A 23,454-nucleotide genomic window follows, 5' to 3' on the forward strand; every position below is an offset into this window, starting at 1 on the left:
TCTCGCCGACGGATTTCGCACTTGACTCACGGCACCCTCTTGCACCACCCTTTCACTACTCAATTAGTGAAAGGGTGGTTGCGAGTGGTGGAGTACCGCATCGACCGGCGCAGCGGTGTCGCCACGTACGTCCAGATCGTCCAGCAGACCAAACACGCCCTGCGCCTCGGGTTGCTCGAACCCGGCGACAAGCTCCCCACCGCCCGCGAGGTCGTGGAAGCCACCGCGATCAATCCGAACACCGTCCTCAAGGCCTACCGCGAGCTGGAGCGCGAAGGCCTGGTGGAGGCCCGGCGCGGACTCGGCACCTTCGTACGCCGCTCGCTCGGCACCACCACCCCGGCCGACTCGCCCCTGCGCGCCGCACTGGACGCGTGGGTGACACGGGCTCGCGAGGCGGGGCTCGGCCGGGACGACATGGCGGCGCTCTTCGCCTCCGCACTCGACGACCGCTTCACTCAGGAACACGCCAAAGGAGACCAGGAATGAGCAACACCGCCATCGAGGCGGCCGGGCTCGGCAAGCGCTTCGGACGACGCGGGAGCTGGGCACTGCGCGCGTGCTCCTTCCGCCTCCCCGCGGGACGCGTCTGTGCCGTCGTCGGTCCCAACGGCGCGGGCAAGTCGACCCTGCTGTCCCACACGGCCGGCCTGCTCGCCCCCACCGAGGGCGCCCTCACCGTGCTCGGCACCCACCCGGCCGCCGCCCGCGAGCGCGTCGCGTACGTCGCCCAGGACAAGCCGCTGTACCCGCAGCTCACCGTGGCCCAGACGCTCCGCCTGGGCCAGGAGCTCAACCCCGCCCGCTGGGACGACCGGATCGCCGGGCGGATCGCGTACGAGGTCGGCGGCCTGGACCCGAAGAAGAGGATCCGCGCGCTCTCCGGCGGCCAGCGCACCCGGGTGGCCCTCGCCCTCGCCCTCGGCAAACGGCCCGAACTCCTGCTCCTGGACGAGCCGATGGCCGACCTCGACCCGCTCGCCCGGCACGAACTGATGGGCACCCTGATGGCCGAGGCCGCCGAGTACGGGACGACGGTCGTGATGTCCTCGCACGTCGTCGCCGAACTGGACGGCTCCTGCGACTACCTGCTGCTGATAGGCGACGGCCGGGTACGGCTGGCGGGCGACCTGGACGACCTGCTGGCCGCGCACACCCTGACCACCGGCCCGGTCCGCGACCTCGCCCCGCACACCGTGGTCGAGTCCCGCACCACGGGCCGCCAGCAGACCGCCCTGATCCGCCCGCAGGGCCCGTACCCCGCCGACGCCGGAGCCACCACGCCCTCGCTGGAGGAGCTGGTCCTCGCACACCTGCGCAACCCCGCGGCCCCCGCGCTGATCCTCACCCCCGCCCGCGCCCAGGAGCCCGCCGTATGACCGCGCACGCCACCACCGGCACCCCGGCGGCACCCGTCCGCCGCCCGTCGGCCTCGCTCGGCCTGGCCCGGACGGTACTGCGGCTGCACCGCCCGGCCCTGTACGCCGGGGCCGGCCTGTTCGCCGTCCTCACCGGCCTGCTGCTGTGGCTGTACGGCCCGGCGATGGACGCGGCGGCCACCGCCTGGCGGCAGTACGACCACTGCCGGGAGTCCGCCTGTGCCTACGACCAGGACTCGCTCCTCGCCTACAAGTCCTTCTCCCAGTACGCCACCATCGCGGTGACCCTCATACCGTTCCTCGTCGCCGCCTGGGCGGGCGCGTCGCTGTTCGGCCGTGAACTGGAGACCGGCACCGCGCGGCTCTCCTGGACCCAGTCGGTCTCCCCGGCCCGCTGGCTCGCGGTCAAGCTGGCCCTCCCGGCCGCACTCGTCACCGCCGGGACGAGCGTGCTGGTCCTGCTGCACCAGCGGACCTGGCGCAGGAGCCAGAGCCGGATCGACACCGCCAAAAACTGGACCGACGTCCTCACCTTGCACGCCAACGGTCCGACCACCGTCGCGCTCGCCCTGTTCGGCCTGGCCGCGGGCGCCCTGACCGGCCTCGCACTGCGCCGCTCGCTGGCCGCGCTCGCCCTGTCGGTGCTGTGCACGGCCGCCGTCGGCCTCGGCGCCGGTCTGGCACTGCCGCACCTGTGGCCGTCGGTGAGGACCGTCACCGACCTCCACCACAACGGCCCCACGAGCCTGGGCCTCACCGTCCACGAGGGCCTCCTCACCTCCACCGGGGGGCACCTCGCCAACCCGTACTGCGGCAGCGACCTCAGCGCCCGGTGCCGCGACCTGTACGCGCGCCTGCACGTGGTGGGCTTCTACAGCGACTCCCACCCGTACTCCCACTACTGGCCCCTCCAGTGGGTGGCGGCCGGAATCGTCCTCGCCCTCACCGCGCTCGCCGTCCTCGCCGCCTTCCTGCTGCTGACCCGGCAGGTCGGCGCCGCCCCGAAGGAGGCCCGCCGGTGAACACCGTCGGCGGACTCCCGCGGACCGTCCTGCGTGTGCACCGCCCGGCCCTGGTCCTGTGGGGCGCGTTCGTGGCCGTCGTCGCCGGGCTCCTGGTGCGAGCCGCCGCGATCGAGGCCGGCCGGAACCGGGCCGAGCTCGCCCGCTGCGCGCACCACGGCGACTGCCACTTCACCGCCGTCCTCTCCTACGGCGACACCATGCGCTGGACCGGCCTCGCACTGTGCTTCTCCTTCTGCGCCGTGGCCGCCTGGGCGGGCGCCTCCCTGATCGCCCGGGAACTGGAGTCCGGCACCGCTCAGCTCGCCTGGACCCAGTCGGTGACACCGGTGCGCTGGCTGACCGCCAAACTCGCCGTGCCCGCGCTGGCCCTCGCACTCGGCGGCGCGGTGCTCGTACCGCTGTTCCGCTGGAGCTGGTCGAACAACCCGGACCGGCTGGACGACGGCTGGAGCGGCTTCAGCACCTTCGTCGCCCTGGGCCCCGCGACGGTCGCGTACGCCCTGTGCGCGCTGGCCGTCGGCGCGCTCGCCGGCCTGCTGCTGGGACGCGCGCTGCCCGCCCTCGGCGTCACCCTCGCCGTGATGCTGCTGCTCAACCAGATCCTGGGAACCTTCCGCGCCGACCTGTGGCCCAAGGTCACCCGGACGGGCGTCACCGCGGGCGGCCTCCCCCACCGGGCCTGGCAGCTGGAGAGCGGGGTGCTCGTCCACGGCCACCGGGTCGCGAACCCCGACTACGGGTACTGCGCCGGAACAGCCGAGCGGATCAGCCGCTGCGACGCCACGCACGGGATCACCGGCCGCTACGCGGTCTACCATCCGGTCTCCCACTTCTGGCCCCTCCATCTGGTGGAAACCGGCATCGTCCTCGCCGTCGCCGCCACGGCCACGGCCACCGCCTTCCGCCTGCTGCGCCGCCGCACCGCGTAGACCCCGTCCCCCGCCCGCCGGGCAGGGGCGGAAACAGCCCGTACGCCCTGTCCGTACGCCCTCCACGGGGGTGGGGACGTACGCGGCTCCCGGACATCTGGACGTCCGGGGGCCGCTCCCCGATATCCCGCACGTCATGTCACCGTAACCATCGATTCAGACGAGCTTGCGACGCTCAGCCAATGAAGCCCGCCGTGCCAGAGCCTTCGCCTCCACCGGAGAACGAGCCCCAGCCGTCGACGGCGGACGAACCCGTGTCCGTGCCCCGCCCGGGGCACTCCCGGCCGGACGAAGCCGCGAGCCGGAAAGCCGTCATCCGTCTCGCCGCGCTGCCCCCCGCCCGCTCCGACGCGCCGGTCTCGCGTCCGGCGCGGAAGAATGGGTCCATGAACCAGCCCAGCGCCCAGGCACAGGTCCAGCACCCGCAGCCGTCCGTCGGTTCCATCGCCGCGCACCGGCCGCACACCGTCGCGGCCAACGTCTCCGATCTGGAGCCCGACCTCGACGCCGACCTCGACGCGTACGAGGACACGGTGCAGGACGGCGTCCAGCTCCCGCAGGGGCGGTTCCTGGACCGGGAACGCAGCTGGCTGGCGTTCAACGAACGCGTCCTGGAGCTCGCCGAGGACCCGAGCACACCGCTCCTCGAACGGGCGAAGTTCCTGGCGATCTTCGCCAGCAACCTGGACGAGTTCTTCATGGTCCGGGTGGCCGGCCTCAAGCGCCGCATCGCGACCGGCGTCGCCACCAAGTCGGCCTCCGGCCTGCAGCCGCGCGAGGTCCTGGAGATGATCTGGGCCCGCTCGCGCGAGCTCATGGCCCGGCACGCGGCCTGCTACCAGGAGGACGTCGCCCCCGCGCTCGCGGAGGACGGCATCCACCTGGTCCGCTGGAGCGAGCTCACCGAGAAGGAGCAGGCCCGCCTCTTCACGCTCTTCCGGCACCAGATATTCCCGGTCCTGACCCCGCTGGCGGTCGACCCCGCGCACCCCTTCCCGTACATCTCCGGCCTGTCCCTGAACCTGGCCGTGGTCGTGCGGAACCCGGTCAGCGGCCACCGGCACTTCGCGCGCGTCAAGGTCCCGCCGCTGCTCTCCCGCTTCCTGGAGGCCTCCCCCGACCGCTACGTCCCCATCGAGGACGTGATCGCGGCCCACCTGGAGGAACTCTTCCCGGGCATGGAGGTGCTGGAGCACCACACCTTCCGCCTCACGCGCAACGAGGACCTCGAGGTCGAGGAGGACGACACCGAGAACCTGCTCCAGGCACTGGAGAAGGAGCTCATGCGGCGCCGCTTCGGGCCGCCGGTGCGCCTGGAGGTCGAGGAGTCCATCGACCGGTACGTCCTCGACCTGCTGGTACGGGAACTGAAGATCTCCGAGGCCGAGGTGTACCCGCTGCCGGGCCCGCTGGACCTCACCGGCCTGTTCGGCATAGGCGCCCTCGACCGGCCCGAGCTGAAGTACCCGAAGTTCATCGCGGGCACCCACCGCGACCTCGCGGAGGTCGAGTCGGCGTCCGCGCCCGACATCTTCGCCGCCCTGCGCGAGCGCGACGTCCTGCTGCACCACCCGTACGACTCCTTCTCCACCTCCGTACAGGCCTTCCTGGAGCAGGCGGCGAGCGACCCGGACGTCCTGGCGATCAAGCAGACGCTGTACCGGACGTCGGGTGACTCCCCCATCGTCGACGCCCTGATAGACGCGGCGGAGTCCGGCAAGCAGGTCCTCGTCCTCGTCGAGATCAAGGCACGCTTCGACGAACAGGCCAACATCAAGTGGGCCAGGAAGCTGGAGGAGTCCGGCTGCCACGTCGTGTACGGGCTCGTCGGGCTGAAGACCCACTGCAAGCTGTCGCTGGTGGTACGGCAGGAGGGCGACATCCTGCGCCGCTACAGCCACGTCGGCACGGGCAACTACCACCCCAAGACCGCCCGGCTGTACGAAGACCTCGGGCTGCTCACCGCCGACCCGCAGGTCGGCGCGGACCTCTCCGACCTCTTCAACCGGCTGTCCGGCTACTCGCGCCGCGAGACCTACCGCCGGCTCCTGGTCGCCCCCAAGTCGCTGCGCGACGGCCTGATCGCGCGGATCAACAAGGAAGTCCAGCACCACAACGCGGGACGCCCCGCCTACGTCCGCATCAAGTGCAACTCGATGGTGGACGAGGCGATCATCGACGCGCTGTACCGCGCGTCCCAGGCCGGAGTCCCCGTCGACGTGTGGGTGCGCGGCATCTGCGCGGTCCGGCCCGGCGTCACGGGCCTGTCCGAAAACATACGGGTCCGGTCCGTGCTCGGCCGCTTCCTGGAACACTCACGGGTCTTCTCGTTCGGCAACGGCGGCGAGCCCGAGGTGTGGATCGGCAGCGCCGACATGATGCACCGCAACCTCGACCGGCGGATCGAGGCCCTGGTCAGGATCACCGACCCGGCCCACCGGGCAGCCCTCAGCCGGCTGTTCGAGACCGGGATGTCGGACACCACCGCTTCCTGGCACCTGGGCCCGGACGGCGAATGGACCCGGCATGCGACCGACCAGGATGGCCAACCGCTGCGGAACGTCCAGGAGATGCTCATAGACGCCCGGAGGCGCCGGCGTGGCACAGCAACACCTTGACCCCACCGACCCCACGGCCGGGTCCTCACCCCGGCTGGCGGTCCCGCCCGACCGGCGGGACCCTCGCGTGCCGGGCGGTACGCCCGTCGGCGAGGTCCTCGCGGACTATCTGCGGGACCAGGCCACGGAGTTCCTCCGTTCGCTGCGGCAGCACCGGGAGACCGGCGCCGCGGCGGGCGGCTCCGTGGACTCGGTCGACGCGGCGCGTGCCCTGCGCCGCTCGGCCCGCCGTATCAGCGGCACCCTGCACACCTTCCGGCCTCTCCTCGACACGGACTGGTCGGAGGGCATGCGCCCCGAACTCGCCTGGCTGTCGGGCACCCTGGCGCGCGAGCACGCCTACGCGGCCCGACTGGAGCGGCTGCTCGGCGCGCTGAACCGGCTGTCGGGCCCGACCGGCTTCCCCACGCAGACCACGGGGGGCGCCGCCGTTCCCCCCAAGGGCCACCTGACCATCGGGGCGGCGAAGGCGGGCGCGCTGCTCGACCGGCAGCTGACCCTCGCCCGCACCCGGGCGCACTCGGCGGCACTCCAGGCACTGGGTTCCTCCCGCTTCCACGCGGTCGCGGACAGCGTCGCCGTCCTCGCGAGCGAGGTACCGCTCACCACGGCGGCCACCGCGGCCGACCTGCGCCCGCTGGCGGCCGCCGCACACGACCGGCTCATCGACGCGGTCGCCGCGCTGCCGCTGCTCACCGCGGGCCATCCGTACAACGCGGAGGCCCTGGTGCACGGCCTCTCCGCGGACGCCGCTCCCCACCCCCAGGACGCGCCCTGGCACCAGGTCCGGCTGCTGCTGCGGCTGCACCGCTACGCGCGCGAGTGCCTCTACCAGGAGGGCGTCCCCTCCGACGTACGGCTGCTCGGCGCGGGTCAGGCCCTCGACCGGCACCGGGACGCCGCCGAGGCGGCCGCGGCCGCGGCGTCGGCGGCCCGCACCCCGCGCATCGCGCCGGCGACCGCGTACGCGCTCGGCGTGCTCCACGCGGACCAGCGGCACGAGGTGGAGGCGGCACGCTTCGCCTTCCAGCAGAGCTGGCAGAAGGAAGCCGCACGCACCCCCTGAGGGAGGCTCCATGACCGACGGCACCGACATCATCCGGGCGGCGGGCTGCGTCCTGTGGCGCCGCTCGCCCGTCGACGGCGAGCTGGAGGTCTGTCTGGTCCACCGTCCGAAGTACGACGACTGGTCGCATCCGAAGGGCAAGCTCAAGCGCGCCGAGGACGCCCTGGCCGGAGCACTGCGGGAGGTCGAGGAGGAGACGGGGTACGCCGCGATGCCGGGCGCCACCCTGCCCACGCTCGGATACCTCGTCGGCGGACGCACCAAGGAGGTCCGTTACTGGGCGGCCGAGGCGGCGGACGGCTGCTTCCGCCCGAACAGCGAGGTCGACCGGGTCCTGTGGCTCCCGCCGCCCGCGGCCCGGCACCGCCTGACCCAGCCCAGGGACCGCGACCTCGTCGACGCGCTGCTGCACTCGCTGCATCTGGCGTAGGCCGGTGCGGGCCGTGAGGTCAGAGGTCCGGGGGTCCGGGTCCTCGGGTCCGGGCCATGAAGTACGGACAGAAGTACGGAAAGTGAGGCCGGCGCACGCCGTCGCACCCGGCCCGGACGCCACGCCTGGGCGGGCGATGCGGCCGTGCGCCGTATGCCTGCGCCGTATGCGTGCGCCGCACCGCACCCGGCCCCGTCACTCCTCTCGCGCCGTAACCTGAACGATCGCGTCTGGTTGCCTAGAGTTACCAGGGAGATCCGAGTTGTCGGAAACCACCCTGTGTCCTCGACGTAAGCGTTCCGTGACCTCACCGCACCGACCGCAGGGGTTCACCCTCCGTTCACTTATGGCCTTTGGCGCCTTCACCTGTTCTGCCTAATTTCGGCCTTACGCGGTGCGGACCGCGTCCCAGGCAAGTCCCGGGTCACGGATTCCGCCTACCACCGACATCGCACGCCGCCACTCGACGGCGGCTCCTGGAAGGAACTCCCGAACAGTGAAGCTTCAGCGCAAGAACCGGCTTCGCGCCCTCTCGCTCGGTGCCGTCGCCGTCTCCGGCGCCCTGGCCCTCACGGCGTGCGGCTCGGACGACACTGGCAGCAAGAGCGGCAGTGGCGACAAGTCGACCTCGGCTGCCACCAGCAACAGCAGCTCCATCAAGTGCGACGACGCCAAGGGCCAGCTGCAGGCCTCCGGCTCCTCCGCGCAGAAGAACGCCATCGACGCCTGGGTCAAGCAGTTCACCCAGGCCTGCTCCGGCGTCCAGATCAACTACAACCCGACGGGTTCGGGTGCCGGTGTGACGGCGTTCACGCAGGGCCAGACCGCGTTCGCCGGTTCGGACTCCCCGCTGAAGCCCGAAGAGGTCGCCGGGGCCACGAAGGCCTGTGGCGGCAACCCTGCCATCGACCTCCCGATGGTCGGCGGCCCGATCGCGATCGGTTACAACCTGCCGGGCGTGGACGGCCTCGTCCTCGACGCTTCCACCATCGCCAAGATCTTCGACGGCAAGATCACGAAGTGGAACGACACCGCGATCGCGAAGCTCAACCCCTCCGCGAAGCTGCCCAGCACCAACATCCAGGCGTTCCACCGCTCGGACGAGTCCGGCACCACGGACAACTTCACCAAGTACCTGAAGGCCGTCGCCCCGTCCGACTGGAACTACTCCGGCGGCAAGGCGTGGCAGGCCAAGGGCGGCCAGTCCGCGCAGGGCTCCGCCGGTCTCGCCCAGCAGGTCAAGCAGACCGCCGGCGCGATCTCCTACTTCGAGCTCTCCTACGCCGCTGACGGCATCAGCACCATCGACCTCAAGACGGACGCCGCCACCCCGGTGAAGGCCAGCGTCGAGAACGCCACCAAGGCGATCGACAGCGCCGAGGTCAAGGGCAGCGGCAACGACCTGGCCCTCGGCCTGAACTACAAGCCGACCACGGAGGGCGCCTACCCGCTCACCCTGGTCACCTACGAGATCGTCTGCGAGAAGGGCAACAAGGCGGACACCCTGCCCGCCACGAAGGCCTTCCTCAACTACATCGCAAGCGAGGACGGTCAGAAGCTTCTGACCGACGCCAAGTACGCGCCCATCCCCGCCAAGATCATCACCAAGGTTCGCGCCGCCGTCTCGAGCCTGAGCTGACCTGAGTGTGCGGCCCGCCTCACCGAGGCGGGCCGCACCGTCCGGTGCACCGCCGCCTGGAGCCGCCACCCCTTACGGTTCCGCAGACCGGAGAATCCTGATGGACATAACGACACAGAACACTGAAGCACCACCTCCCACCCCACAGACTTCCGCGCGCGGCACGAAGATCGCCGACCGCGGCGCCTCGCCCCTCGGAGACCGCATCTTCATCGGTCTCTCCCGTGGGTCCGGCATCTTCCTTCTGGTGATCATGGCCGCCATCGCGGCCTTCCTCACGTATCGCGCGGCCAACGCGATCGGCGAGGACCACGGGAACTTCCTCACGACGTTCGAGTGGAACACCAACCTGCTGCCGCCGAGCTTCGGCATCGCGGTGCTGGCCTTCGGCACGGTGGTCTCCTCGATCATCGCCATGGCCCTCGCGGTCCCCGTCGCCGTCGGCATCGCGCTGTTCATCACGCACTACGCGCCGCGCAAGCTCGGCGGCCCCATCGGGTTCGTGATCGACCTGCTCGCCGCCGTCCCGTCCATCGTGTACGGCCTCTGGGGCGCCCTCGTCCTGGTCCCGCACATGGGCGGCCTGTTCGGCTGGCTCGACCACTACTTCGGCTGGACCGGCATCTTCGACTGGCAGGGCGGCGCCCCCCGCTCGATGCTCACCGTCGGCGTCCTGCTCGCGATCATGATCCTGCCGATCATCACCAACGTGAGCCGCGAGGTCTTCCGCCAGGCTCCGCCGATGATCCAGGAGGCCGCGCTCGCGCTCGGCGCCACGCGGTGGGAGGTCATCCGCATGTCGGTGCTGCCCTTCGGCCGCTCCGGTGTGATCTCGGCCTCGATGCTGGGCCTCGGCCGCGCGCTCGGCGAGACGATGGCCGTCGCCACGGTCCTCTCGCCGACCTTCGAGATCAACGCCAGCCTGCTCGACCCGGGCGGCGGCACCTTCGCGCAGAACATCGCGAGCAAGTTCAGCGAGGCCACCCCGCTCGGCCAGGACGCGCTGATCGCCTCCGGTCTCGTCCTGTTCGTCATCACCCTGCTGGTCAACGGCGGCGCGCGGATGATCATCAACCGCCGCAAGGAGTACTCGGGGGCCAACGCATGAGCCACGCATCCGTCAGCGACAGGCGTCCCAGCGGCCTGCGCGGCGCCAGCCTCCCCTCGTGGTCCCCGTGGGGGATCGCCGTGGGCGCGCTCGCCCTCGCCGTGGTCATCGGACTGGTGGGCGGCCTCGACAGCAAGGTCCAGTGGGGCCTGATCGCCGCGATCCTCTTCCTCCTCGGCACCTACGGCATCTCGGCCCGCGTCGAGGGCCGCCGCCAGGCCAAGGACCGGGTCGCGACCAGCCTCGTCTGGGTCTGCTTCCTCGTCGCGATCGTCCCGCTGGCCTCCCTGATCTGGGAGACCGCCAAGCGTGGCGTGAAGGTCTTCGACATCTACTTCCTGACCCACTCCATGGGTGTGGTCGCCGACACCGAGACCGGTGGCGGTATCTACCACGCGATCATCGGCACCCTGGAGCAGGTCGGCATCGCCACCCTGATCGCCGTGCCGATCGGCGTACTCACCGCCGTCTACCTGGTGGAGTACGGGCGCGGCAAGCTCGCCAAGGCCGTCACCTTCTTCGTCGACGTCATGACGGGCATCCCGTCGATCGTCGCCGGCCTCTTCATCCTCAGCTTCTGGATCCTGATCCTGGACATGGGCTACTCCGGCTTCGCCGGCTCGCTCGCCCTGTCCATCCTGATGATGCCCGTCGTGGTCCGCTCCACGGAGGAGATGCTCAAGCTCGTACCGAACGAGCTGCGCGAGGCGTCCCTCGCGCTGGGCGTCCCGAAGTGGCGCACCATCACCAAGGTGGTCCTGCCGACGTCCATCGGCGGTATCACCACGGGTGTGATGCTCGCGGTCGCCCGCATCACGGGCGAGACCGCCCCGGTGCTGCTCCTGGTCTGGGGCACGAACTTCATCAACACCAACCCGTTCTCGGACCCGCAGGCCTCGCTGCCGCTGTACATCTACCAGCAGTACGCGAACAGCGCCGGCTCCGGCGCGGCCTACGACAGGGCCTGGGCGGCGGCACTCGCGCTCATCGCCTTCGTCATGATCCTGAACCTGGCGGCCCGCGGCATCGCCCGCTGGAAGGCCCCGAAGACGGGCCGCTGACGCGGCCAATCAGCGACCCGAACCTCTCGAAAGAAGCAGTGACTGACATGGCCAAGCGAATCGACGTAAGCGGTCTGACCGCTTACTACAGCGCCCACAAGGCGATCGAAGACATCTCGATGACGGTCGAGCCGCGCTCCGTGACGGCCTTCATCGGCCCCTCCGGCTGCGGCAAGTCGACCTTCCTGCGCACCCTCAACCGGATGCACGAGGTCACCCCCGGCGGCCGTGTCGACGGCAAGGTCCTCCTGGACGACGAGGACCTGTACGGCCAGGGTGTCGACCCCGTCGCCGTGCGCCGCACGATCGGCATGGTCTTCCAGCGCCCGAACCCCTTCCCCACCATGTCGATCTTCGACAACGTGGCGGCGGGCCTCAAGCTCAACGGCTCCTACCGGAAGTCCGAGCTCAGCGACATCGTCGAGAAGTCCCTCAAGGGCGCGAACCTCTGGAACGAGGTCAAGGACCGCCTGAACAAGCCCGGTTCGGGCCTGTCCGGCGGCCAGCAGCAGCGACTGTGCATCGCGCGGGCGATCGCGGTGGAGCCGCAGGTCCTGCTCATGGACGAGCCGTGCTCGGCCCTGGACCCGATCTCCACCCTCGCCATCGAGGACCTGATCGGTGAGCTGAAGGAGCGCTTCACGATCGTCATCGTGACGCACAACATGCAGCAGGCCGCGCGGGTCTCCGACCGCACCGCATTCTTCAACCTGTCCGCGGTGGGTCAGCCCGGGCGCCTCATCGAGATCGACGACACGGAGCGGATCTTCTCCAACCCGTCGGTCCAGGCCACCGAGGACTACATCTCGGGCCGCTTCGGCTGAGCCGACCCCCACAAGACCCCTCGCGGTGCTGCATGGCGGTGCCACCGTGAGGACGAGAAGGGCCCGCCCCCGGCTCCCGGGGGCGGGCCCGCTCCCGTCTCCGGGCCCGGCGATCGCCTGAACGGCTCGTCCCCGACCGCGACACGGCCTGCGCATACGATCACGCACCTGAGAGACGGGACCGGCACCGCGCACTCACGCGAACGCCGGGACCTGCGCTGCGGACTCGCGCGGAAGATGAGATGTGGGCCGGATCATCTCGGGCGTGCGCTGAGGCCTCCGGCCGAGGCGATGCCCTCCAGCCCGTCCGGCGTTCGAGGACGAGCCCTTCGGGCGATGGGGGGCCAGGGAGCGTAGCCCATGGCGGGGTCTGGGGCGGAGCCCCGGTTATGGGAAGCGTCGGGTAGGGGCGGCGGGGGCGAGAGAAATCCTTCGCAGGCCCCCGGAGGGACTCCCCGAGTCCCTACAGGAACGCCAGGTCCACGACCCAGAAACTGGCCGCAGCCACCAACGCCGCCGCCGGCATGGTGATGAACCACCCCAGCACGATGTTCTTGGCGACACCCCACCGCACGGCGTTCACCCGCTTGGTCGCCCCTACTCCCATGATCGCCGACGTGATGACATGCGTCGTGGAGACGGGCGCCTTGAACAGAAACGCCGTAGCGAACATGATCGACGCCCCGGTCGTCTCCGCGGCGAACCCCTGCGGCGGATCCAGCTCAATGATCTTCCGCCCCAGCGTCCGCATGATCCGCCACCCACCCGCGTACGTACCGAGGGACAGCATCACGGCGCAGGAGATCTTCACCCACACCGGAATCGGATCATCGGCACCCTGGACGTCACCGATGACGAGCGCCATCACGACGATACCCATCGTCTTCTGCGCGTCCTGCAGACCATGTCCGAGCGCCATACCGGCCGCCGAAACCGTCTGGGCTATCCGGAAACCCCTCTTGGCCTTGTGCGGGTTGGACCGGCGGAACAGCCACATGATCGCGCACATCATCAGATAGCCGCCGATCAGGCCGACGACCGGCGACAGGAACATCGGGATGATGACCTTGTCGAGGACGCCGGACCACAGAACGGTCGTACCGCCCGCGAGCGCCGCCCCCACCAGACCGCCGAACAACGCGTGCGACGAGGACGACGGAAGACCGAAGTACCAGGTGACCAGGTTCCAGACGATGGCCCCGATGAGCGCGGCGAAGAGGATGCCCATCCCCTTGGAGCCCTGGGGCGTCGCGATCAGACCACTGCTCACGGTGTGCGCGACCCCGCTGCCGAGGAACGCGCCCGCGAGGTTCATCACCGCGGCCATGGCGAGCGCGGCCCGGGGGGTCAGCGCGCGGGTGGACACCGACGTGGCGATGGCGTTCGCCGAATCGTGAAAGCCGTTCGTGTACGTGAATCCGAGCGCGACCACGATGGTCACGATCAGCGCAAAGGTGTCCACGAAGCCTCAGGACTCCTTGACGGCGATGGTCTCCACCGTGTTCGCCACGTGTTCGAACGCGTCGGCCGCTTCCTCCAGCACATCCACGATCTGCTTGAGCTTGAGCACCTCGATGGCGTCGTACTTGCCGTTGAAGAGCTGGGCGAGCAGCTTGCGGTGGATCTGGTCGGCCTGGTTCTCGAGGCGGTTGACCTCGATCCAGTACTCGGTGAGGTTGTCCATGGTCCGCAGGTTCGGCATCGCCTCTGCGGTCAGCTCGGCCGCCCGCGCCAGCACCTCGATCTGCTGCTCCACGCCCTTGGGGAGCTCCTCGACCTGGTACAGCACGACCAGGTCGACGGCCTCCTCCATGAAGTCCATGATGTCGTCGAGGGACGAGGCCAGGTTGTAGATGTCCTCGCGGTCGAAGGGCGTGATGAAGGAGGAGTTCAACTGGTGGAAGATCGCGTGCGTCGCATCGTCACCGGCGTGCTCCGCTGCCCGCATACGCTCTGCGATCTCGGCCCGGGCCGAGGCGTCGGCCCCGAGCAGTTCCATCAGGAGTTTCGAGCCCGTGACGATGTTGTCCGCGGATGCGGAGAACATGTCGTAGAAGCTCGTCTCCCTGGGGGTCAGACGAAATCGCACGTGAGGTCCTCGGGGTCCTTTTGTTTCGGTCAGGCTGATGCTAGGCGCATCATCCGGCCACGGCTAACCGGCCGTCCCCCAGTGTCGCCCATGAGGCACAGTGATCAGCACAGGGTCCGGTCCCGGCATCGGGCAAGGGCCCTATACCCAACGAAGTTCGATACCATATACCTACCAGGGGTATATGTAACCGACCTTTCCGGCGGGATCAGCAGGAGGACGCGATGACGACCACCGAGGCCGGCGCGCCGGTGCCCTCCGGTGACACGCGGGAGACCGCGCAGGAGGTCGTGACCGACCACGACCGCGGTGTCCACGGCTATCACCAGCAGAAGGACGAGCACCTCAAGCGCCTGCGCCGGATCGAGGGCCAGATCCGCGGTCTCCAGCGGATGGTCGACGAGGACGTCTACTGCATCGACATACTCACGCAGGTCTCCGCCTCCACCAAGGCCCTGCAGTCCTTCGCCCTCCAGCTCCTGGAAGAGCACCTGCGCCACTGCGTCGCGGACGCGGCTCTCAAGGGCGGCGACGAGATCGACGCGAAGGTCGAGGAAGCGACGAAGGCCATCGGCCGCCTGCTGCGTACCTAGCTGTCGCCTGCTGCGTACCTGGCTGCCGACTGCTGCGCACTCAGCCAGCCGGCTGGCGCGTGCTGCGAACGTCCCGTCCGCCTCGCGACGCCCGGCCCGCCCCGGTACCGCGGCGGCCGACGCGCGATGTGCGGCACGCCCCGACCCCACCAGCCGGGGGCGAGGCGGCGGACCTACTCCCCCGTGCCGCTCTCCCGCGCACGCTCTTCGGCCACTTTCAGCACCTCGTCGATGCTCTCCAGGCTGAGCCGGTCCTCATGGGCCGCCGACGCCGCGATGATCAGGTCGCCGCACAGCTCGATCTCGGCGAGGGCCACGTGGTCCTGAACTGCCGTACCGCCGACCGGAGCCACGCGCGTCACCTCTTTCTGCCGTCACCGACTTCCTAGAGTAGGGAGCGGCCTACACACCGCGCATGGCACGGAAGGGCCATTTCCAGCCCCCAACCCCGCCTCCCACCCGGAGTCCGCCCAGGCGCTCCGCGCCCCTGCGCCGCCTCCCGGCTCGGCCCCCTACCCGGACTCCGCCGGCATGCACGGTATGCCGCACATCCTTCACCCCGCGGTCGCCGCACCTCTACGGCTCCGCGATCTTCCCCGCGAAGATGTCCCCGGACTCGGGAAGCCGTACGGGCGCCGGGACCCCGAAGTCGTCCAGCAGGGTCGTCGAGACGACGGCGACCGTACCCCTGCGCTGGCCGTTGACGAAGCTGAACCGGTTGCGCAGCTCACGGATCCGTCCCTCGTCGTCGAGATAGACGTCGAACGGGACCTCGGCGGTGGCGAACCCTTTCGCCGCCGCCCGCAGCGCCTCCCGGTTCCCCTTCGACGCGCTCCGTGCGGCCAGGACCAGGTCGGCGGTCCCGCGATAGTGCGCCACCGGGACCCCCGCCACCTCCGTCCTGCCCACGTACGTCGCCGTCCGCGCCCCGCGCAGCAGCTCGGCCGCGGCGAACGGGTCGGTGGCACCGCCGGTCACCAGATTGCCGTCGGAGAGCGTGGCCGTGTCGACGCGCACCCACTTGTCGGCCGGGACACCCGCGCCGCGGTTCTTCATGAACAGGGCTCCCGGCGCGAGGAGCTCCGTGATCGGCCGGTGCTCCTCGGCGCCGGCCGGGTCCTGCGGCAGCTCCACCGTGAGCTGCCCCGACTGCTTCCTGAAGTCGTAGACGCCCTCACCCCGGATGGTGACGCGGGTCCCGCCGGTTGCCATCTCCATCGACGTACGGGTCCGCGCGCTGCCGGCGCGCTCCAGGGTGGCGGCGGCGCGGTGCAGCGCCTCGGCGGAGACGGCGCCCGAGCGGGTGCTCACGGCGGCGGGGCGCGCGTCCTCGGCACCCGCGCGGCCGGCCGAACATCCGGCGACGCCGCACATGAGCCCCGCCACCGCGATCGCGAGAACGCGAGCGTCCGTCCGCCTGCCCTGCTGCGCCACCATCGTCCGCCGACCCCCAGCCGGTCCGTCCCGGGCCTCCTGTCGTACCGGTTAACGACGAGTGGGGACGCTCGTCACGCGGGTCCGATTCCGTTTGCTTGCCTTGGGTAACGTTACGAGCGTGGCGCAGCAGGACGACATCCCATTGACCGGAGAACACCGGACCCTCACGGTCGAGCAGGGCCGCTTCTGCGTGGCCCTCTGCTCCTGCGGCTGGAGGGGCCCGGCGCGCCGGGCCCGCAGCCTCGCCCGCACGGACGCGGAGTCCCATACGACGCCCCCGCTCGCCTGACCCCGCTCCGGCCCGCACGGCCTCGCGCGAGCGAGAGCCCGGGAGCCGCGGTCCGGGTCCGGGGCGGGGGTCCGGGAAGGGCCGGATGCAGGGGGGACGCGACGCCCCTGGCAGGAGGCCGCATTCCGGTGGGACACCCGTGATATCGGTCATAAAGGGATCACGGTCCTGTAGCGGTTGCGTTCCGCGCCCGTTCGTTGTGGAACCCTCGGAAACGGTCACCCGTCTCGTCCCACGGGAACCGATCGGGAGGCTCACATGCAACGGCGAATATTCATAGGCGGCGCGGCCGCTCTCGCGGCGGCGGTCACCACCGCGTGCAACGGGAAGAGCGGCGCGGCCACCAAGGCGTCGTCAGGGGCTGCGGAGACGACCAGCGCCCCGATCCGCACGACCGCGAACACCGGCACCGCGACCGGCATCCGCGCCGCCGCGAACTGGGCCGCGCTCGCCAAGGACCTGGACGGACCCCTGGTCCGGCCCGGCGACCGCAGCTGGCCCACCGCGCACCAGCTGTACAACACCCGCTTCGACACGCTGAAGCCCACCGCCGTCGCGTACGCCGCCCACGCGGACGACATCCGTACGGCCATGGCCTACGCCCGCGCCCACCACATACCGCTGTCGATCCGCAACGGCGGCCACTCCTACGCGGGCTGGTCCTCCGGCAACGGCCGGCTGATCCTCGACGTCTCCAAGCTGAACAAGATCCGGGCGTCCGCGAACGAGGCCGTCGTCGGTGCCGGTTCCAAGCTGATCGACGTCTACCGCGCCCTCGCCGCGAAGGGCGTCACCATCCCCGCGGGCTCCTGCCCGACCGTCGGCGTCTCCGGTCTGACCCTCGGCGGCGGCCACGGCGTCGTCTCCCGGGCGTACGGCCTGACCTGCGACAGCCTCACCCAGGCCACGCTGATCACCGCGGACGGCAAGCAGCTCGTCGCGAACGCGAGTGAGAACAAGGACCTCTTCTGGGCGCTGCGCGGCGCCGGCAACGGCAACTTCGGTGTCGTCACCGAGCTCCGGTACAAGACCCACCCCGCCCCGCAGACCGTCTCCGCGTACCTGTCCTGGCCGTGGGCCAAGGCCGCCGCCGTGGTGAAGGCCTGGCAGGAGTGGGGCCCGGACCAGCCGGACGAGATCTGGTCGTCGCTGCATCTCGAGAGCACCCCCGGGCACACCCCCACCGTCTCCGTCGCCGCCTTCTCCCTGGGCACCTACGGCGAACTCCAGAACGCCCTGGACCGCCTGGCCGACCGGGTCGGCGCCCCCGCCCGCAGCGTCTCGCTCAAGAAGCGCTCGTACGAGGAGTCGATGGAGGTGTACGCGGGCTGCTCGTCCTTCCCCACCGACCCCCAGTGCCATCTGCCGGGTTCGACGCCGGGCCGATCCCCGCAGGGCGCCCTCGGCCGCGAGACCTACGCGGCCCGTTCGGACTTCTTCGACCGCTCGATATCCGCGGCCGGCATCCAGACGCTCCTGAACCAGATCTCGGCGGTCCGCGGCGGCGCGGGCAGTATCGCGCTCACCGCGCTGGGCGGCGCGGTCAACCGCGTCTCACCGACCGCGACGGCCTTCGTGCACCGCCGCTCCCGGATGCTCGCGCAGTACATCGTCTCCTGGCAGGCAGGCACCTCCGGCGCCACGGCCCAGTCCTGGCTGACCTCGGCCCACACGGCGATGGCCCGCCACGCCTCCGGCGCCGCCTACCAGAACTACACGGACCCGACCCTCACCGACTGGCGCAAGGCGTACTACGGTGACGCGGCGCCCCGGCTGACCGCTCTGAAGAAGCAGTACGACCCGGACCGCTTCTTCTCGTTCCCCCAGGCGCTGTAGAGGCCGTCAGCCGCGCGGAAGCGGTCCGCCGCGGAAGCCGTCCCCCGCGTGAGGCGATGGAACCGGGCCGGGAGTGGAGGCGGCGGCTACGCCGCCAGATCGGGCTCTTCCGGCCGCTCCGACCGGGCCTGGGGAATCCGCGCCTGCTGTCCCGTGAGACCCGCGCGCCGCGCCCGGACGAGCCGGCCGGCCCGCGGTGACCGCTCGACGGCCTTCATGACCGGCGTCAGCAGGGCCGTGGCGAGCGGAGACAGCAGCAGCGCGACGGCCGTACCGAGGGCGAATCCGCCGATGACGTCCGTCGGGTAGTGCACGCCCATGTAGACCCGGCAGAACCCCTCGACGAGCGCGAGCCCGATCCCGGCCAGGCCGAACCTCCGGTGCACGACGAACAGGCCGACGCCCATCGCCATCGTGAGCGTCGCGTGGTCGCTGACGAAGGAGAAGCCGGTCTTGCCCGCCACCAGGACATCGAGCCCCTGGTGGTCGACGAACGGCCGGGGCCGCTCCACGAAACCCCTTATCGGCACGTTCACCAGCACCGCGATCCCGGCGGCCAGCGGCGCCCACACCAGCCCGGCCACGGACGACGCCGCGCCCTCGTCGCCGCCGCGCCGCACGGTCCACCAGCACCACAGCACCAGCACGACCATGGCGAGCAGCAGTCCGTACTCGCCCATGAACCCCATGCCCCGGTCGACCCAGTGCGGTACGTCCTTGGCGAGGCCGTTGATGTCGTACAGCAGGTCGACGTCGGGGTTCGAACCGGATTCGGCGAGTCCAGCCATGGTGCTGCGGCCCCTTCGTCGTCTCTCCCGCGGCCGCACCCTTTCGCGCGCCGCTCGATCCACCCCGTGATGTGGAGAACCGCGACCCGGAAGTCCTGGGTCCGCTCTACGTCATCAGGAACGCACAGTGCCCTCCAGTACGTTCCACACTCCACCGAACGATCACGCAGACGTTATCGAAGAGAGATACATCGCCGCAGCTCAGGGGGTGGGTTCAGATCGTGGTCGGCAGTGCTTTCGCGCCATCCTCGGTCACGCGCGTGGCTCCGAAGTAGTCGGAGGTGTCGATCGGGTCGAAGCGGATGACGGCACCCGTCCGCGGCGCGTCGATCATGTAGCCGCCGCCCACGTAGATGCCCACGTGCCGGATGGTCCGCGAGTTGGTGAGGTCGTCGGAGAAGAACACCAGGTCCCCCGGCAGCAGTTCCTCGCGCGCGGGGTGCGGCCCGGCGTTGTACTGGTCGTTGGCGACCCGCGGCAGGGCGACCCCGACACTTTCGTACGCGGCCTTGGTCAGACCCGAGCAGTCGAAGCGTCCGCCCTGGTCGGCGGTGCCGTTGCCGCCCCACAGGTAGGGCGTGCCGAGCTTCTTCTGCGCGTAGTAGATCGCCGCCGCGGCCTGCCGTGACGGATCGACCCGGTTCACGGGCCGGGCGAAGCTCTTCTCCAGGGTCGTGATCGTCTTCACATAGTTCCGGGTCTCCCGATACGGCGGCACGCCTCCGTACTTGATGACGGCGTACGCCCCCGCGTTGTAGGCGGCGAGCATGTTCTCCGTGATGTTCCCCGGTTCGTTCTTCACGTCCGCGGCGAGCTGGCAGTCGTACGAGGCGGCCGACGGAATCGCGTCATTCGGATCCCATACGTCGCGGTCACCGTCCCCGTCGCCGTCGACTCCGTGCGTGGCCCACGTCCCCGGGATGAACTGCGCTATCCCTTCGGCCTTCGCCGGGCTCCTGGCGTTCGGATTGAATCCGCTCTCCTGGTACAGCTGCGCGGCCAGCAGCGCGGGGTTGATCGCGCCGCACAGGTTTCCCCACTTCTGCACGAGTGTCTGGTAGGCGGCCGGTACCGCGCCCTTGGCGAGCCCGACCGAGCCTCCCCCGACCCCGTTCGCGAGGTTGCCCGCGACGACGTAGACCCCGACGACGAGCAGCATCACGAAGGAGAGTCCCGCCCCGGCGACAGCGGCCGCCACGACCCATGCCTTACGCACCGTCAACCGCCCCTCGCCGCCCAGGAGTCCGCCGCCGCCAGTGTAGAGGCGCCCTCCGCGCCGCGGGACGATCACACACAGGGAGAAACCGCATGTGGCGGCCGTGCCGGGGCGGTCACAGCGCCCTCTGGGCAACTCCCTTGCCCTGCAAGGCGGTATCACGCCAAAGAGGACACTCCGGCATGGCCGGAAGCCGCGTGCGAGGCGCGGCACTCCCCCGCTACTGCTCCTGTGTCGACCGGTACAGGGCCCGGGCCTCGTCCCCGAGGACCACGCTGTACGAGACGTCGTCGGTGTCCCCGCCCGCCTCGTGGCCGCCGATGACCCCGACGACCTCCCCGTACCCGTTCACCCAGGGGCTGCCGCTCGTGCCGCCGGCGAAGGCGGGGCAGGCGATGCGCTGCTGGGTGCGGCTGTGGACGGTGGGCCTGTTCGTGCAGGTGATCGGCGCGTCGAGGGTGCTGGGGTAGCCCGTGACCGTCACGGCGGTCGCCCCGGTCTCCCGCCCCGTGACGAACGTGTTGCCGCCGACGACGTCCTCGACGCCCTTGCCGCCCTGGTCGGCGACGGTGGCGAAGGCGACGTCGCTGTCCTCGTCCTGGACACCGGTCCAGGTGTCACCGACGTACGTCCTGCGGATCTCCCAGATGCCGTACGGCGCCTTCCCGTCGCGGTATCCGGGCACGAAGCGGAGGTTTCCGTCGTCCAGGCAGTGCGCGGCGGTCACGAGCAGGTTCCGTCCCTTGCTGTGCACGACGGACGCCGTACAGAAGTGGCCGCCCTCCAGAGCGCCGCTGTCCCCGAACAGCGCGCCGACGCGCGAGGCCGCCACGGTGCCGGAGGCCCGCGCGGTCACGCCGAGAGGCCCGCGGCCGTCATCGGCGGCCGCGACGGAGGCCGATGTCGCGGCCAGTACAGCGACCGCGACGAACAGGGCGTTCCGCCTGGCACCAGGGGGACGAGTGATGCGCTTCATCGGTTCATACTCTGGCTCACGGATCTGAGAGAAATCCTGAAACCACCTTGAGAAGTTGCCATGAGTCGCCGGCGGAATCCGCCGTCCGGCCCACCCGCGCCGACCGTCCTCTCTCGCACTCCGATCAATTGACGTCACGCTACGTTACTCCAGTCACGTCCCCCGCGCGCGGCAGCCGGATATCCACAGCCTGTGGACACCCACTCCCGCGCTCCACGCCGTCCGGACGCCGGACGCTCCGGGGCACCCGCGAGAGGGGGACCTCCAGGGCTCGGATACCCCCGAACCCCGTCAGGACTCCGCCGGAGGATCTCCGGCCCGGGGCCCTTCGTCCCCGGCACCCCCGCCGTACGCCGCGGCCGTGCGGCCCGCGGCCCCCCTGGCGGCGGTCTCGGGTTCTCCGGCGGCGAGGCTCGCGCGGTACCAGCCCTCGCTGCTCAGCGTCACGAACCGGCGCCCCTCCTCGGAGGCGAGCCAGGCCACGCTCTCCTTCGGGTCCACGGACCGCCCGGACGACAGATGGGCGGCGAGCCCCATCAGGCCGAGGTCCCAGCCGACACCGACCGCGCCGGGTCCGTACTTCGCCCAGCGTTCCTCGTCGACCTGCGCGATGTGCGCCAGTTCGAAGCGCGTCACGGCTTTCGCCACCGCCGTCAGCCGGACCTCGATCCAGCTGACCTCGCCGCCGAACTCCCAGGTGGCGGCGAAGCCCCGGGGCGGGTCACAGCGCTCGACCGTGCCGCCCGCGTTGCCTTCCAACTGGTAGGTGCCGCCGAGCCTCAGCTCCCCGGAGACCGGCAGGAACCAGCGCGGGATGCGCTGCGCGTTGGTGCAGGCGTCCCAGACCTCCTCGCGCGTCACCTCGTACATCTGGCGCACCGTCACCACCCTGGCCTCGCCGGACCTGCCGGCACGGGTACCGACCTGCCGCCGTACGGCGTCGATCTGACGGCCGACATCGATCATGGGGTGCTCCCGGGATCCGCTCGCTGGGCGGCCATCTCACCACCGGCGACGTCCGAACACGCGCAACTCCACGCGTTTCCCGTGAGCCCGGCCGAGCGGACGCCGCGTGACGGTCGCGGCGACCCGCGCCCCGGCCCCCGGACGGACTGCCGCCAAGTCCCGCTCGCACCAGAGCCTCACGACCCCCACCACCCCCAACGGCCGTCCCTGCGAGGCAAGTCGGACCGGCCGCGCGAAGGAACAGGCGATTGGGGACCGGCCACGGCCCGTTTCCGCGCCCCACCGTGACGGGGGATAGCCTGCGTGACAGCGATCGCGCGTCCACATCCGGCAGACGCGCGACCCGGAGAACATCGGCTCGACCACCCGTCAGAATCGGGACGCGTCCGTGGTGCACCTACGAGGCGAGCAGGGCGACTGTCCCGCACGCGTCGTAGAAGGGGTTAACGACGGAACCACACGACAGGTTCCGCATCGGCTTCATTGCCCGGCGTGACCTGCCGTGATACACAGAGTGACCATACGACTCTTCGCATACCGGCGCACGCCTCCCGAATGGGGCCCGCGTGCGCCGGTGGCAAGGGATTCGTACGAAACCCGCCAACCAATGACGCCAAGTCGACATGCGACAGCGCCATTGTCGGCGAGAATGGGCCCGACCTCTGCGCGCAGTGGCAGGGGGTGCAGAACTACCCACTAGGGGCGGTGACTTACATGCTTTTCGCAGCCGACAAGGGCGACATCACCACAATCATCGGCGGGATCGCCCCGGACTGGGGTCCCTTCGGCAGCCTGGGCAACGAAGCCAAGACGATGATCCAGGTCGTGATGGCGGTCGCCATCCTGCTCTGCCTCGGGATCGCGATCTGGGGAGCGGCCAAGCAGCGCATCGGTGCGACGGCGCTGCGGGACACCTTCAGCGCGGAACAGGGCAAGGGCCTGATCATCGCGGGCCTCACCGGGGTCTTCATCATCGGGTCCCTCGGCACGCTGTTCACCATCGTGTACGGCATGGCCGTCTAGCCCCGGCCGGGGCGCCCGGCTCCACTCCCCTGCGTCTGTCCGATCCACCTGTCCGTCGCGCCCACCGGCTGAGGTTGCGTTTCCCTGATGTCCAGTCACCACACCGCGTCCGCGCGGAAACCAGCACGGCTACCGTCGTACTACGCGATTCAGCAGAGGTTG

General features: G+C 70.5%; 23 protein-coding genes. 15 read left to right on the plus strand and 8 right to left on the minus strand.

The features are described from left to right. Positions 1 to 84: 84 nt before the first annotated feature. The 11 genes from ABZV34_RS06090 (at position 85) to pstB (ending at position 12,079) form a co-directional block, all read left to right on the plus strand. Positions 85 to 489: a GntR family transcriptional regulator gene (locus ABZV34_RS06090; protein ID WP_356271727.1), complete on the plus strand. Its 405-nt coding sequence runs from the start codon at positions 85 to 87 to the stop codon at positions 487 to 489. Then, a complete protein-coding gene (locus ABZV34_RS06095) occupies positions 486 to 1,379 on the plus strand; it encodes an ABC transporter ATP-binding protein (RefSeq protein WP_356271728.1) in 894 nt (297 codons plus the stop codon). The genes ABZV34_RS06090 and ABZV34_RS06095 overlap by 4 nt, the downstream gene beginning before the upstream one ends. After that, the gene (locus ABZV34_RS06100) at positions 1,376 to 2,401 is read left to right on the plus strand and encodes an ABC transporter permease (RefSeq protein ID WP_356271730.1); all 1,026 of its coding nucleotides are present in this window, start codon (positions 1,376 to 1,378) and stop codon (positions 2,399 to 2,401) included. Before ABZV34_RS06095 ends, ABZV34_RS06100 begins: the two co-directional genes overlap by 4 nt. Beyond that, positions 2,398 to 3,333, plus strand: coding sequence for an ABC transporter permease (locus ABZV34_RS06105; protein WP_356271732.1), 936 nt, complete (start codon positions 2,398 to 2,400; stop codon positions 3,331 to 3,333). The genes ABZV34_RS06100 and ABZV34_RS06105 overlap by 4 nt, the downstream gene beginning before the upstream one ends. A 386-nt stretch (positions 3,334 to 3,719) precedes the next feature. Further along, positions 3,720 to 5,951, plus strand: coding sequence for an RNA degradosome polyphosphate kinase (locus tag ABZV34_RS06110; RefSeq protein WP_356271734.1), 2,232 nt, complete (start codon positions 3,720 to 3,722; stop codon positions 5,949 to 5,951). Continuing rightward, complete coding sequence (locus ABZV34_RS06115; RefSeq protein WP_356271736.1) at positions 5,932 to 7,017, plus strand: CHAD domain-containing protein; 1,086 nt, start codon at positions 5,932 to 5,934, stop codon at positions 7,015 to 7,017. The genes ABZV34_RS06110 and ABZV34_RS06115 overlap by 20 nt, the downstream gene beginning before the upstream one ends. Before the next feature lie 10 nt (positions 7,018 to 7,027). Then, complete coding sequence (locus tag ABZV34_RS06120; protein WP_356271737.1) at positions 7,028 to 7,447, plus strand: NUDIX hydrolase; 420 nt, start codon at positions 7,028 to 7,030, stop codon at positions 7,445 to 7,447. A gap of 496 nt (positions 7,448 to 7,943) precedes the next feature. Further along, positions 7,944 to 9,086 carry a phosphate ABC transporter substrate-binding protein PstS gene (gene pstS / locus ABZV34_RS06125; RefSeq protein WP_356271739.1) on the plus strand — a complete coding sequence of 381 codons (1,143 nt, stop codon included), beginning with the start codon at positions 7,944 to 7,946 and terminating at the stop codon, positions 9,084 to 9,086. 100 nt (positions 9,087 to 9,186) lie between these two features. Further along, entirely contained in the window at positions 9,187 to 10,194 is a 1,008-nt protein-coding gene (gene pstC / locus ABZV34_RS06130) for a phosphate ABC transporter permease subunit PstC (RefSeq protein ID WP_356271741.1), read from the plus strand. After that, positions 10,191 to 11,255 (plus strand): phosphate ABC transporter permease PstA, encoded by a 1,065-nt coding sequence (gene pstA / locus ABZV34_RS06135; protein WP_356271743.1) that lies wholly within the window; start codon positions 10,191 to 10,193, stop codon positions 11,253 to 11,255. Before pstC ends, pstA begins: the two co-directional genes overlap by 4 nt. A gap of 47 nt (positions 11,256 to 11,302) precedes the next feature. After that, positions 11,303 to 12,079 (plus strand): phosphate ABC transporter ATP-binding protein PstB, encoded by a 777-nt coding sequence (gene pstB, locus ABZV34_RS06140; RefSeq protein WP_168528836.1) that lies wholly within the window; start codon positions 11,303 to 11,305, stop codon positions 12,077 to 12,079. 463 nt (positions 12,080 to 12,542) lie between these two features. Here the strand turns inward: pstB and ABZV34_RS06145 are convergent, their stop codons facing one another. After that, the gene (locus ABZV34_RS06145) at positions 12,543 to 13,541 is read right to left on the minus strand and encodes an inorganic phosphate transporter (protein ID WP_356271745.1); all 999 of its coding nucleotides are present in this window, start codon (positions 13,539 to 13,541) and stop codon (positions 12,543 to 12,545) included. A 6-nt stretch (positions 13,542 to 13,547) separates the two neighbouring features. After that, entirely contained in the window at positions 13,548 to 14,168 is a 621-nt protein-coding gene (locus ABZV34_RS06150; protein ID WP_148009124.1) for a DUF47 family protein, read from the minus strand. A 224-nt stretch (positions 14,169 to 14,392) separates the two neighbouring features. Here ABZV34_RS06150 and ABZV34_RS06155 point away from each other — a divergent pair, with 224 nt between their 5' ends. Then, positions 14,393 to 14,761, plus strand: coding sequence for a metal-sensitive transcriptional regulator (locus ABZV34_RS06155; protein ID WP_356271747.1), 369 nt, complete (start codon positions 14,393 to 14,395; stop codon positions 14,759 to 14,761). Between the two features lie 173 nt (positions 14,762 to 14,934). Here the strand turns inward: ABZV34_RS06155 and ABZV34_RS06160 are convergent, their stop codons facing one another. After that, positions 14,935 to 15,123 carry a hypothetical protein gene (locus ABZV34_RS06160; protein WP_356271749.1) on the minus strand — a complete coding sequence of 63 codons (189 nt, stop codon included), beginning with the start codon at positions 15,121 to 15,123 and terminating at the stop codon, positions 14,935 to 14,937. A 214-nt stretch (positions 15,124 to 15,337) separates the two neighbouring features. After that, positions 15,338 to 16,198 carry a hypothetical protein gene (locus ABZV34_RS06165; protein WP_356271751.1) on the minus strand — a complete coding sequence of 287 codons (861 nt, stop codon included), beginning with the start codon at positions 16,196 to 16,198 and terminating at the stop codon, positions 15,338 to 15,340. Between the two features lie 118 nt (positions 16,199 to 16,316). Between ABZV34_RS06165 and ABZV34_RS06170 the strand changes: the two genes are divergently transcribed. Together ABZV34_RS06170 and ABZV34_RS06175 are read left to right on the plus strand one after the other, a co-directional pair. Next, the gene (locus tag ABZV34_RS06170; protein WP_356271753.1) at positions 16,317 to 16,487 is read left to right on the plus strand and encodes a hypothetical protein; all 171 of its coding nucleotides are present in this window, start codon (positions 16,317 to 16,319) and stop codon (positions 16,485 to 16,487) included. A 258-nt stretch (positions 16,488 to 16,745) separates the two neighbouring features. Then, complete coding sequence (locus tag ABZV34_RS06175; RefSeq protein WP_356271755.1) at positions 16,746 to 18,323, plus strand: FAD-binding oxidoreductase; 1,578 nt, start codon at positions 16,746 to 16,748, stop codon at positions 18,321 to 18,323. A gap of 86 nt (positions 18,324 to 18,409) precedes the next feature. Here ABZV34_RS06175 and ABZV34_RS06180 read toward each other — a convergent pair whose 3' ends face one another. The 4 genes from ABZV34_RS06180 to ABZV34_RS06195 form a co-directional block, all read right to left on the minus strand. Then, the gene (locus tag ABZV34_RS06180) at positions 18,410 to 19,111 is read right to left on the minus strand and encodes a phosphatase PAP2 family protein (protein WP_356271757.1); all 702 of its coding nucleotides are present in this window, start codon (positions 19,109 to 19,111) and stop codon (positions 18,410 to 18,412) included. A 214-nt stretch (positions 19,112 to 19,325) separates the two neighbouring features. Beyond that, on the minus strand, positions 19,326 to 20,333 hold the full coding sequence (locus ABZV34_RS06185) for a bifunctional lytic transglycosylase/C40 family peptidase (protein ID WP_356271759.1): 1,008 nt from the start codon (positions 20,331 to 20,333) through the stop codon (positions 19,326 to 19,328). A gap of 214 nt (positions 20,334 to 20,547) precedes the next feature. Then, entirely contained in the window at positions 20,548 to 21,303 is a 756-nt protein-coding gene (locus tag ABZV34_RS06190; RefSeq protein WP_356271761.1) for a trypsin-like peptidase domain-containing protein, read from the minus strand. A gap of 291 nt (positions 21,304 to 21,594) precedes the next feature. After that, on the minus strand, positions 21,595 to 22,269 hold the full coding sequence (locus tag ABZV34_RS06195) for an SRPBCC family protein (RefSeq protein WP_356271763.1): 675 nt from the start codon (positions 22,267 to 22,269) through the stop codon (positions 21,595 to 21,597). 714 nt (positions 22,270 to 22,983) lie between these two features. On the opposite strand from ABZV34_RS06195, the gene ABZV34_RS06200 reads away from it, so the two are divergent. Further along, on the plus strand, positions 22,984 to 23,292 hold the full coding sequence (locus ABZV34_RS06200; protein ID WP_054232206.1) for a hypothetical protein: 309 nt from the start codon (positions 22,984 to 22,986) through the stop codon (positions 23,290 to 23,292). The last annotated feature ends 162 nt before the right edge of the window (positions 23,293 to 23,454 follow it).

This window comes from Streptomyces sp. NPDC005195, assembly GCF_040608315.1.
Taxonomy (GTDB): domain Bacteria; phylum Actinomycetota; class Actinomycetes; order Streptomycetales; family Streptomycetaceae; genus Streptomyces; species Streptomyces kaempferi.

Bases quoted from the DNA above. Each gene is read 5' to 3' on its own strand.
- ABZV34_RS06095 (WP_356271728.1), top strand. From the start codon at position 486: ATGAGCAACACCGCCATCGAGGCGGCCGGGCTCGGCAAGCGCTTCGGA.
- ABZV34_RS06100 (WP_356271730.1), top strand. From the start codon at position 1,376: ATGACCGCGCACGCCACCACCGGCACCCCGGCGGCACCCGTCCGCCGC.
- ABZV34_RS06110 (WP_356271734.1), top strand. From the start codon at position 3,720: ATGAACCAGCCCAGCGCCCAGGCACAGGTCCAGCACCCGCAGCCGTCC.
- ABZV34_RS06120 (WP_356271737.1), top strand. From the start codon at position 7,028: ATGACCGACGGCACCGACATCATCCGGGCGGCGGGCTGCGTCCTGTGG.
- pstC (WP_356271741.1), top strand. From the start codon at position 9,187: ATGGACATAACGACACAGAACACTGAAGCACCACCTCCCACCCCACAG.
- pstA (WP_356271743.1), top strand. From the start codon at position 10,191: ATGAGCCACGCATCCGTCAGCGACAGGCGTCCCAGCGGCCTGCGCGGC.
- pstB (WP_168528836.1), top strand. From the start codon at position 11,303: ATGGCCAAGCGAATCGACGTAAGCGGTCTGACCGCTTACTACAGCGCC.
- ABZV34_RS06155 (WP_356271747.1), top strand. From the start codon at position 14,393: ATGACGACCACCGAGGCCGGCGCGCCGGTGCCCTCCGGTGACACGCGG.
- ABZV34_RS06165 (WP_356271751.1), bottom strand. From the start codon at position 16,198: ATGGTGGCGCAGCAGGGCAGGCGGACGGACGCTCGCGTTCTCGCGATC.
- ABZV34_RS06175 (WP_356271755.1), top strand. From the start codon at position 16,746: ATGCAACGGCGAATATTCATAGGCGGCGCGGCCGCTCTCGCGGCGGCG.
- ABZV34_RS06180 (WP_356271757.1), bottom strand. From the start codon at position 19,111: ATGGCTGGACTCGCCGAATCCGGTTCGAACCCCGACGTCGACCTGCTG.
- ABZV34_RS06190 (WP_356271761.1), bottom strand. From the start codon at position 21,303: ATGAAGCGCATCACTCGTCCCCCTGGTGCCAGGCGGAACGCCCTGTTC.
- ABZV34_RS06195 (WP_356271763.1), bottom strand. From the start codon at position 22,269: ATGATCGATGTCGGCCGTCAGATCGACGCCGTACGGCGGCAGGTCGGT.
- ABZV34_RS06200 (WP_054232206.1), top strand. From the start codon at position 22,984: ATGCTTTTCGCAGCCGACAAGGGCGACATCACCACAATCATCGGCGGG.